The sequence below is a fragment of the Lactobacillus sp. UMNPBX19 genome (assembly GCF_002553805.1).
Taxonomy (GTDB): Bacteria; Bacillota; Bacilli; order Lactobacillales; family Lactobacillaceae; genus Lactobacillus.
The window spans coordinates 73,754-85,040 of the sequence record NZ_PCYR01000006.1; the positions used below are offsets into that span (position 1 = coordinate 73,754).

Below are 11,287 nucleotides of genomic sequence, written 5' to 3' on the forward strand. Positions count from 1 at the left end.
GGTGAAAGCAGACAGTATTCATTTGTTTGACTTCCTTGAAAACGGAAAGACCATCTTTGAAATTCCTGTTTTTCAACGAAACTACGAATGGGATGAGCAGCAATGTAGCCAGCTGTTTAAGGATCTGACCATTGCCGCTGAGGATGATCAAGATCATTTTATCGGGGCAATGGTCTATGTTGCTGAAACGGGTCGGAAGCTGAGTCATATTTACCGAATCATTGATGGTCAACAACGGTTAATGAGTTTAATGCTTCTTTTGAAGTCCTTAGCTGATGTAAATGATCAAGTGCGGGCAGAGATTCAAGAGCAGTATTTGACCAACAAATATCTGGAAGAAAATAATCATCTCAAGTTGAAACCCGTTGCTCATGATATGGAAGCCTTTGAGGCCGTGATGAATGACCGACTCGATCAGTATAATGAGCCTTCTAAGGTAGTCAAAAACTATCAATATTTCAAGAAGCGGATCCAACAATCCGAATTCTCAAGTATGGAACTCTATGAGGCCTTGAACCATTTCAATATGGTTTATATAGAGCTGACTAATGATGTGCAAGATGAGAATCCGCAGGTGATTTTTGAAAGTTTGAACTCGACAGGGGTATCCTTGTCTGCATCCGACTTGGTGCGTAACTTTCTATTAATGAAGCTAGATTCAGATAAACAATCTCGCCTATACCAAGAGTACTGGGTTAAAATGGAGAGAATTTTCACAACCAATACCTTTGCAGATTTCATCAGATTTTACTTAACGATGAAGATGCACAAGATGATTAATAAAACTAAAATCTATCCGCTTTATAAGGAGTTTTACCATGGACAGGGGTTGGACTCTGAAGAAGCCCTAGCCGATCTGTATCGGTTTGCCATTTTTTATGATCAATTGATCCATGCTGAGACCGGAATTCAGGAGTTAAATCCAATTTTGCGTCACATTAATGCCATGGACAGTCGAGTGGTTTATCCTTACTTTTTCATGATGCTGGAGATGACCTCAACAGGTGAAGTTAGCCAAGATGATGTGATTGAAGTCGCTCAGATCATGGAAAGCTACCTCTTCCGACTGAAGGTTTGCCAACTTCCTACTAATGGGCTAAATCGCATGGTAATTGCCTTATGCGATAAGGCAAAGGCAGTTGGTGATTATCGTGCAAGGCTAGTTTCATTACTAAATGCCTCCTTCCCGGATGATAAAAAATTTGCAGACAGTCTGATGAATGTTAACTTGTACAGTCTACGAAATAATTTAGCCAAATTAGCGTTAGTGGTTCTAGAGGAGTCACGGACTAAGGAAACCATCGACTTTGACGATGCCCAGGTTGAACACATTATGCCACAACGGCTAAACAATGATTGGCGAATTGAACTCCCTAATGCTAACCGGATCAATGAGGAAATGGGTGGTGTGATTGGCAACTTAACGTTAACTAAGTATAACCAGGAAATGGGTAATAAAGTGTACAGTGAGAAGAAGGAAGTTTACCAAACATCCAATGTCAGTTTAACGCGAGAAATTGCAGCCGAGTATCCAACTTGGAATAAAGAAAGTATCGTTAAGCGAACAGAACAACTTGCCCAAGAATTAATCTCAATTTTTCCTAGACCGGTTGATACGCTTCAAGTGGAGGATATCTCTGGAGAGCACACAATTACCGAGTCAATTGATATTACTGGTAAAAAGCCAACTAGATTAACTATCAGTGACGAAGATATTTCACTCGATTCTTGGCGCAAGATGTTGATTAGTTTTATGGAGTATATTTGGCAATTGGATAGTCGCAACTATGAGAAGATTAAAGGTGACAGCTCATTGAATAAGATGCTGTTTGCTAGTCAACGGGTGCCAGAAATATTGGACAATGGAACTAGTATTGAAACCAACTTCTCAGCTAATGTGGTTTTAGCCTTGATTTCTAAGATTGCCGAAATCTGTGACATTGCGGATGAAGTATCGTATACGATTAAGTGAGGTGTTTAACATATGGCTGAGATTATTGAAAAAATGGTGCCCCGAAAATTTGTTGATAAATTCTGTGATTTAATGGCGAATCAAAACATCCACAATATTTTGATAAGAGGTTACTTTGACGATGATAAAGTATTATTAGCTTTCGGAATTTTAAATGATTTGCCAAATTACCAAAATGGTACACTCGTAATAGGCAATACAAGAGTACAGGATGAAAAAAGGTTTTTGGAGCAAGGACTTCGCAAACCATTACCTCGTTTTAATTTAAAAGATATTTTCAAAATTAACGGTTTGAATATTCAGTTCACGCAATGGAAAAAACATAGGGACTTTCGATTTAATGACAATAAGGACTTTGCTATCTTTCATCCAGTCCAAACAGTGATAAGTGATATTTCAGAACTGGATAAATTTAGAAAAGTATTGACAAACTCTAAGGCTAGAAAGAACATCCTGATAACCACCAATGATTTTAATAATAATCCAGAAAAAATATATGATATTGTTGATGCAGTGCTAATTTTGGATACAACAGCTTCAAATGAAGAGAATAAACAAACCTATGACACGATAAAAGCAAATTTAGCAGCTGATGGCAAGGAAGAGCCATATTGAGTGTGTAGTAAGTTTTGCTGATTGTTTTTAGATCACGTAGCAAAAATCAAGGTAGGTTACGTGTATTTGTCACTGATGGCTAGAATATTAATGTTCAAAGAAAACTGAGCAGCCTTAAAGATAGCTGCTTAGTTACTTAGGCTGATAAAAGGCCGTCCGCAATCTGCTAAAGTTAACGGGACGGTCTTTTAGTATGCTCGGAATGTGGATAGTGGTGTAACATTTCCCACTGCTATTGCCTCGACTCCTTTTTAGCTAACTCTTCTCGACGTTGCTTGATGGCTTCTTCAATCTTTACTAGATCTTCTTCCTTAGCCAAATTAAGAATGTATTGTTGAGCTCGAAAAGTCTCTGAAGCATTATTCCATTTACTGATTAGTTTAAACATGCTCATTGCTATTTCACCCCTTGTAGTATTCAATAACTAAATTGTAGCATATTGTTATAGCGCACTCGACAGGCACTAAGTACGCTATAACATAGTAGCGTTCATGGAGTTCCTGTTAGTTGATGAAATGCTAAAATAGTGAGACTGGGTATGATAAGCAAGCACTCATCTTAGTTAAATTGCTGTAGAAATTCATCCCTAGAATACTGCAACAAACTGCACTACCACAACGTTTGAGGTGATGTGTGATTAGGATAAGGCGGACGCCACATGTTGAGTCTGTTACGGTCCTTGAACGTACAGATAAATAGCCTGTAAACGCTGGTATGCCGGCATTCTTGATAGATGAAAAGTGTACTAATTCCTCTTTTGGTGATTGGAATTAGTACACTTTTTCTATTTGGGGATAGCAGGCCGAGTGTTCAATGTCCTATTTCGATAGTCGAGTATGCTAATGTCCAGTTTAGCAGGTCGTGTTGATTAGGGTAGTGAATATGTGTGTAAAAGTTGATATGAAGGCAGACATAGATGGTGCGAAAATAGACTAATTTGGTGGCTCTTATTGCATGTGCTAATCATTTAAATAGAACGATCATAAATTTGGTTCGCACTAATCAAGTTTACGACTATAACCCAACTGCTCATTAAATGATCTTGCATTTATATAATGAATGACTTCAAAAAAACTATTTTTGAAGTGGTGGATTATAGAATGAAGTTAGCCACCTAATTGGTGGTAAATGCAAAAACGCCATTCGGCGTGACATCAGGTATCATATTAAGTGAATCAAACCTATATGAAAGGATGTCAGTCAAATGACGCACTTAAATGATACCATGCCCACTAACCTTTTGGCCACTCATCGCAAATATGCACACCTTACTAAAGAAGAGCGAGTGATGATTGCGATTTTAAAGTCGCAAGGACTTTCCAATCGCGCAATCGGTCGTCAATTAGGAGTGAACCACCAAACCATTAATAATGAGCTTAAACGTGGTACAGTTCGCCAAATTCGTCGTTAAAAATTCAATGGTAAGACTTACGATTACTCTTATCACATCTACAGTTATGAAGCTGGTCAGAATATTTATCTTAAATGCTACCAACGGTCCGGTCGTCCTCGTTTATATTACCGCTCAAAGCGTTTTTTACAATTGGCCGACCAATTAATGCTTGGTGAATTTGACGACCACCATTACTCCCCACAAGCGGTTATTTATAAGGCTCGAGATTTAATGAATGATGGCACCCTGATCCCAAAGTCGGTTGTAACTTTATATCAATGGATTAATGAGGGTGTGCTTCGTACATCCAATTTAGACCTCTTTGAAAAACCTAAACGTAAGCATCATCGAACTCATCCGCAAGCTAAAAGGTGTTTAGGGCCTAATATTGCTCAACGATCTCAAACTGCGGACCAACGGTCCGAAATTGGCCATTGGGAACTAGATACAGTTCAGGGACAGAAAAACGGTAATGACAGTGTTGTACTAGTAATGACTGATCGTTTTTCACGGGTTAATATTACGAGAAAAATTGCTGGTAAAACTGCGCATGCAGTAAATCAGTTCTTTATAAATTTACGCCAGAAAATGGGCACAGATGCTTACTATCGCATCTTTAAGACAATAACCTCTGACAACGGTTCAGAATTTAGTGAGTTAACACAAGTTCACGATCATGTTTTCTATGCTGATCCGTATTCCCCTTGGGAACGTGGATCCAATGAAATCAATAATCGTTTTCTCCGGAAGGAGATTACTAAGGGCCAAGCTATAAATAACTATAGTAGTGCTCAGATCATAGCGACTAATGATTGGATGAATCACTATCCACGAGCTATGTTTAATGGACATTCGTCAATGGATATCTATCGTAAGGCCTTCTACCAAGAGATATCACAGCTCCATCAACCAATAATCAATTGGTCAGTATTATTTATTTGAGTCCAGTGGCTAACTTATTCTTGAAATTTAGGACAAGATTAAAAATCCCCCAGTACTGTTAATTATCCAATAAGATGGCAAAAAAGTGTTGAATTGTTTCTTGGAGACGTTTTCAAAGACATTTCCCTTTATTTCAGAAAATTATTAGTGTTAACATAATATACGCTGAATTAATTATGGGGGTGTAATTATGTTAGGGATTATTTTTATTGTAGTTTCAATCGCCTCTCTGATTCTTGAGAAATATGTGCTAGGTAACAATTCACATGTTTGGTTAGGCGCAATTATTCCATTTTTAGCAATTGCCTTTATCGTTGGAATGATGCTCACTAATAACATGAAATTCGATGTTTTCAATATAATATTGGCTGTCGTTTATGTTTCACTAAGCTTTATTTTCTGGGGACAGGGAAGTGACCTTTATCATCAGAAGGTCGTAAATAAAATATACGAGTAGAGTACCGCCAGAGGTGGCTAGTGTATTTTTTACTGGTATATCATATCTATTATTAATAAATTGGATTCACTAAATAGTAAAGGCCGTGTAAACAATCATTCTTGGATTGCTTGCACGGCCTTTTTTGCTTTTATTTTTCCATTAAACTGTTTATCAATTCAACTGTGGGCGTTGTTTGCATTAGTTTAGGAACATTAACAGTTATCCATTCAACATCTTTATTCCACCATGCCAGGTTTTCTAATGCTTGAATAACTTCTGGTTCAAATCTTGGTTTGATGAGTTGAATTGGATTGCCACCGACAATTGTATATGGAGCGACGTCTTTTGTTACGACACTATTTGCTCCGATAATGGCACCGTCACCTATTTTTACGCCTGGTAGGACGGTCACATTTTGCCCAAACCACACGTCATTTCCGACTACAGTATCACCTTTCAACGGCAAATCAGTCAGTTCAGGAGTATATTTCTGCCAATCGCCACCCAAAATATTAAATGGATAAGTTGAAATACCTTTCATTACGTGATTGGCACCGTTCATAATAAATTCAATACCACTGGCGATAGAACAGAATTTACCGATGATTAATTTGTCGCCTAGAAATTCATAGTGATGGGTAACGTGTTTCTCAAAATCGGTGGGATTTACTGGGTCATCATAATAGGTGTAGTCCCCAATTTCAATATTGGGACTTTTGACCACGTTCTTGATAAAGACAACCTCTTTGATGGCTGGATTGGGATAAATTGCATTTGCGTCAGGTATGGTCATGTTAGTACCTCCGAATTGAGTTATTTGATTTTAATTATAGTCTAGAAGATTGGTAGCGTCAAGAATCTTGTGTAAATGAAATGCCTTCGTACATATAATATGTAACTAACTCAAATAAATGATGCTTCCAAGGTGTCCTGGAGTCCTCGTTTATATTACCGCTCAAAGCGTTTTTTACAATTGGCCGACCAATTAATGCTTGGTGAATTTGATGAGCATCGTTACTCTCCTCAAGCGGCTATTTATAAGGCACGTGATTTGATGAGTGATGATTCACTGATCCCTAAGTCTGTTGTGACTTTGTATCAGTGGATTAATGATGGTGTATTCCGTACGTCTAACTTGGACCTTTTTGAGAAAACTAAACGTAAACACCATCAATCTCATCCACAAGCCAAAAAGTGCTTAGGACCTAACATTGCTCAACGTCCACAGGTTGCGGACCAACGGTCCGAAATTGGTCATTGGGAACTAGACACTATTCAAGGTCATAAAGATGGCAAGGATAGCGTTGTTCTAGTAATGACTGATCGTTTTTCACGGGTTAATATTACGAGAAAAATCACCAATAAAACTGCATATGCAGTGAATCATTTTTTGTTGAGTTGCGTCAGAAGCTTGGCAAGAATGCTTACTATCGCATTTTTAAAACAATTACTTCTGACAACGGTTCAGAATTTAGTGAGTTAACACAAGTTCACGATCATGTTTTCTATGCTGATCCGTATTCCCCTTGGGAACGTGGATCCAATGAAATCAATAATCGTTTTCTCCGGAAGGAGATTACTAAGGGCCAAGCTATTAATGATTATAGTAGTGCCTAGATTATAGCGACTAATAACTGGATGAATCACTATCCACGAGCCATATTTAATGGACGTTCTGCAATGGATGTTTACTGTAAAGCATTCTATCAAGAGATGTCACGTTCTCATCAACCAATAATAATTGGTCAGTGCTATTTATTTCAGCTTAGTGACTAACTTATTCTTGAAATTTAGAAAGTCTTTTTTTGATAGATTTATACGAAATATGTGCTACACTAAAAGTAAAATAACTATATATATTTTATGAGCTTAGGGGGAACGGATATGGTTTCGAAAAACAATCATCAAGTCTACCAACAAAAGCTTGCCGAAAGGAAGCAACGTTGGGGAATACGGAAGTTATCTGTAGGAGCAGCATCAGTATTGTTGGGGACAACTTTTATGCTATATAGCAACCATGCGGTATTAGCCGATACGATGCCAACTAATACACATACTACACCTACTGGTCAGACTGCCCAAGCAGATAGCAAGGTAGCAGACCATCAAGGTTCTGAAGGGACTGCAGCTCCTGCTGCATCAACTACAGCTGATCAAGAAAAAAAGGTAGCAACTACAGCTCCTGCTGCATCAACTACAGCTGATCAAGAAAAAAAGGTAGCAACTACAGCTCCTGCTGCATCAACTACAGCTGATCAAGAAAAAAAGGTAGCAACTGCAGCTCCTGCTGCATCAACTACAGCTGATCAAGAAAAAAAGGTAGCAACTACAGCTCCTGCTGCATCAACTACAGCTGATCAAGAAAAAAAGGTAGCAACTACAGCTGAAGAAAAAGATAAAGACAAGCGGACAAATGCGAGTGAAACTCCGCAAAAGCCTACCAATGTCGGCAAAAAAGATACTGAAGTAACGTCGACTAACGACGCAAAACCAGCTACACAAAAGACAACCGCCAAGTCTAAAGTACGGGTATGGGCTGCACGACTACGACCAGTAATGAAGGTAGCGAAGGCAGCACCTATTGCTGAAACACCAGATCCAACGGTTCCAGATAAATCAGCTAATACTGCTATTATCAACGACCAAAGTAACTTGGCTAATGACTGGATGCAGTTAAAGCAAGGAAAACTGAAACTTTACCTTACAGTTAGAGGGCTTGATAACAAAATTTACGTTTCTTCATATGCGGATGCACAGAAAAAAATTAAGTCATTGATAATTAGTAATCGACTGGATCCTAACAGTTTAGAGGTTCATGTGGATTTTGAAAACACTGACGTTAAAAAGAATATTGCTACTTTGTTTGGCTGGGATACAAAAGTAATGCAAATAGATACTAGCCGGCTGGGAACCGATGGAATTGTTGCTCATGGAAAATCAGGTAAGACATATCAAATTGGTTTGAATCATGACGGCGGTAGCTATGATTCTTACGAAAGAATGGTTAAAATGGGCAAAGACATCAGTAAGGTAGGAGCATTCTATATGACCGACCCTATTGAAGCTAATGATACTATTTCGACGACAATTCCAGTTAAATATATTGGTAATACACAACAAACAACTAGTATTTTTCTGACTAGTTATTTTAATGGATTTAATTCGTATCCAGGATTGGAATTAGAATTTCGTGAATTACATCCAGCTCAAATTGAAACACCAGCTAAGCCAACAACTGATAAAGACACTGTTACTACTGGGATCTACAATAATCCCCAGAGAACTACTTCAGACTGGATTAAAATGACACATGGTGATGCTATTGGTTACTACACTGCTAAAGGCAAAGATGGTAAAACATATGTAACAGGATATGTGGCTGCCAATGGTAATTCACAATCAATCTTTAATGTCGACCAAATTGATTTAAATAGCTTAGAATACCACCTTATTTATCACAATGGTGACAAAGAAGTTGGCTCCGGACTTTGGTTTAACTTTGCTGATAATAAAACGATAGCAATTGATACTAGTCGTTTAGGTGCCGATGGTCCGCAGTTAAAGAGCCAACAAGGTTGGTCCTATAAATGGGCTATTAATGGACCTAAAGACGGAGGTAATTATTATAATAGTTGGGCAGAATATCTCAAGGCTCACAACAATGTAGGGGATCAAGCCACTAATATTTCTATGACAGGGGTTGCTATCAAGCCAGATGATATGGTTGAATTTGTTATCCCAGTTAAGTATACCGGTCAGCTGTCTGCCAGAACCCCATCCTTAACTTTCTCTCCACATATTAACGACTATGGTAAGGGTTTCACTCAAAACTGGGCAGATCTTTACTTTACAACTGTGAAGAAGGACTTAAGCGAGGTTAAGCGGGTAGTCTTGCTTCCGACTGAGTTCATGGGGGAACAACCTGGTGAATCAGACTGGAAGCTCGTTAAGGAAATTTCCAAAGATATGCCAAATGGGTGGGATGCCTTAAAAATTAGCAACTTCCCAACCTATAAGGGATCATTCAATATGGATTCACTACCAAAAGGGCACTTACCATCGGTTGTTTATGGCAGTGCGCAATACTTTATTGACCTAAGCAAAATTCAAGAAATTTTTGCTAACCATGGTTACACGGTCAAGTATGCTAACAACAACGGTAAAGCTCAGGAAATGCCATTCTATGCATACGTCACCCTGCCACTGGCAAAACGTGTTGATGATGATAGACCTGTCTATAATGACCCATCTACCTGGGTAATCCAAGTTCAAGCTGTGCCTGCTATTATTTTAAATAAGGATCAACACTATGTGGCAGATCCAAATGCTAAGCCATGGGACACCACTTCAATGATTGATGAGATTTATGCTGCTGATGACGCAGGACAGCGTAAGACGCGCGATCAACTAGAAAAGTTGCCAAAGACGGACGTGGATATTAGTTATGAATACCAAGCTCCAGGGGCTGCTACGGCCGCTGTGGTTGATAAGGTCGACTTGACTAAGGCGGGGGTATACACTGTCACTTACAGTCATACTTATGCTGATGGGCAAGTAGTTAAAGATAGTCGAAAGGTTTATGTCGATGGTGTTAAGCAAGAAACCAAGGACATTACTCGAACAATTATTGTCCACACGCCAAACGAAAGTGACCAAAAAGTTATCCAAACAGCAACATTGACACGGGAAGTGATTCTTGATGCAACTACTGGGGAAATCAAATCTGTGGGTGAATGGAATCCTGCTAAGTGGGAAACATACTCAGCTCCAGAATTTAAAGGTTACACTCCAGCCCCGGCTCAAATTGATGAAACTGCTGTGAACAAGGACACTCAGGATACAACTGTTGAGATTAGCTATACAGCTAATGAGATCACAAAGCAAGAAACCAAGGACATTACTCGAACAATTATTGTCCACGAGCCAAACGGAACTGACCAAAAAGTTGTCCAAAAAGCAACAGTGACACGGGAAGTGATTCTTTATGCACCTACTGGGGAAATCAAATCTGTGGGTGAATGGTCTACTGCTAAGTGGGAAAGATACTCAGCTCCAGAATTTAAAGGTTACACTCCAGCCCCAGCTCAAATTGATGAAACTACTGTGAACGAGGACACTCAGGATACAACTGTTGAGATTAGCTATACAGCTAATGAGATCACAAGGCAAGAAACCAAGGACATTACTCGAACAATTATTGTCCACACGCCAAACGGAACTGACCAAACAGTTAAACAAACAGCAACAGTGACACGGGAAGTGATTCTTTATGCACCTACTGGGGAAATCAAATCTGTGGGTGAATGGTCTACTGCTAAGTGGGAAACATACTCAGCTCCAGAATTTAAAGGTTACACTCCAGACAAAGCACAAATTGATGAAACTACTGTGAACGAGGACACTCAGGATACAACTGTTGAGATTAGCTATACAGCTAATGAGACCCCAAAGCAAGAAACCAAGGACATTACTCGAACAATTATTGTCCACACGCCAAACGGAACTGACCAAAAAGTTATCCAAAAAGCAACATTGACACGGGAAGTGATTCTTTATGCACTTACTGGGGAAATCAAATCTGTGGGTGAATGGTCTACTGCTAAGTGGGAAAGATACTCAGCTCCAGAATTTAAAGGTTACACTCCAGCCCCAGCTCAAATTGATGAAACTACTGTGAACGAGGACACTCAGGATACAACTGTTGAGATTAGCTATACAGCTAATGAGACCCCAAAGCAAGAAACCAAGGACATTACTCGAACAATTATTGTCCACGAGCCAAACGGAACTGACCAAAAAGTTGTCCAAAAAGCAACAGTGACACGGGAAGTGATTCTTTATGCACCTACTGGGGAAATCAAATCTGTGGGTGAATGGTCTACTGCTAAGTGGGAAAGATACTCAGCTCCAGAATTTAAAGGTTACA

The 11,287-nt window shown here is 39.1% G+C and carries 6 protein-coding genes and 2 pseudogenes; 6 read left to right on the forward strand and 2 right to left on the reverse strand.

Annotated elements, in window-relative coordinates:
- Window position 1 precedes the first annotated feature (1 nt).
- Together CP370_RS03180 and CP370_RS03185 are read left to right on the forward strand one after the other, a co-directional pair.
- Entirely contained in the window at window positions 2-1,972 is a 1,971-nt protein-coding gene (locus tag CP370_RS03180; RefSeq protein ID WP_087712740.1) for a DUF262 domain-containing protein, read from the forward strand.
- A gap of 12 nt (window positions 1,973-1,984) precedes the next feature.
- The gene (locus CP370_RS03185) at window positions 1,985-2,587 is read left to right on the forward strand and encodes a hypothetical protein (protein WP_087712741.1); all 603 of its coding nucleotides are present in this window, start codon (window positions 1,985-1,987) and stop codon (window positions 2,585-2,587) included.
- A gap of 232 nt (window positions 2,588-2,819) precedes the next feature.
- Here the strand turns inward: CP370_RS03185 and CP370_RS09840 are convergent, their stop codons facing one another.
- On the reverse strand, window positions 2,820-2,981 hold the full coding sequence (locus CP370_RS09840; protein WP_180707232.1) for a hypothetical protein: 162 nt from the start codon (window positions 2,979-2,981) through the stop codon (window positions 2,820-2,822).
- An 810-nt stretch (window positions 2,982-3,791) separates the two neighbouring features.
- Here CP370_RS09840 and CP370_RS03190 point away from each other — a divergent pair.
- Together CP370_RS03190 and CP370_RS03195 are read left to right on the forward strand one after the other, a co-directional pair.
- Window positions 3,792-4,922 (forward strand): annotated as a pseudogene (locus tag CP370_RS03190) (IS30 family transposase).
- A gap of 190 nt (window positions 4,923-5,112) precedes the next feature.
- A complete protein-coding gene (locus CP370_RS03195; RefSeq protein ID WP_002328812.1) occupies window positions 5,113-5,379 on the forward strand; it encodes a hypothetical protein in 267 nt (88 codons plus the stop codon).
- 130 nt (window positions 5,380-5,509) lie between these two features.
- On the opposite strand, the gene vat(E) is transcribed toward CP370_RS03195, so the two are convergent.
- Complete coding sequence (vat(E), locus tag CP370_RS03200; protein ID WP_087712743.1) at window positions 5,510-6,154, reverse strand: streptogramin A O-acetyltransferase Vat(E); 645 nt, start codon at window positions 6,152-6,154, stop codon at window positions 5,510-5,512.
- 147 nt (window positions 6,155-6,301) lie between these two features.
- On the opposite strand from vat(E), the pseudogene CP370_RS09950 reads away from it, so the two are divergent.
- Together CP370_RS09950 and CP370_RS03210 are read left to right on the forward strand one after the other, a co-directional pair.
- Window positions 6,302-7,130 (forward strand): annotated as a pseudogene (locus CP370_RS09950) (IS30 family transposase); the annotation flags it as partial.
- Between the two features lie 115 nt (window positions 7,131-7,245).
- The coding region (locus CP370_RS03210; RefSeq protein WP_098046667.1) for a YSIRK-type signal peptide-containing protein at window positions 7,246-11,287 on the forward strand (4,042 nt) is incomplete at its 3' end.

Excerpts from the sequence above, each read along its gene's own strand:
- CP370_RS03185 (WP_087712741.1), top strand. The coding sequence starts at position 1,985 with ATGGCTGAGATTATTGAAAAAATGGTGCCCCGAAAATTTGTTGATAAA.
- CP370_RS03195 (WP_002328812.1), top strand. The coding sequence starts at position 5,113 with ATGTTAGGGATTATTTTTATTGTAGTTTCAATCGCCTCTCTGATTCTT.
- CP370_RS09840 (WP_180707232.1), bottom strand. The coding sequence starts at position 2,981 with ATGAGCATGTTTAAACTAATCAGTAAATGGAATAATGCTTCAGAGACT.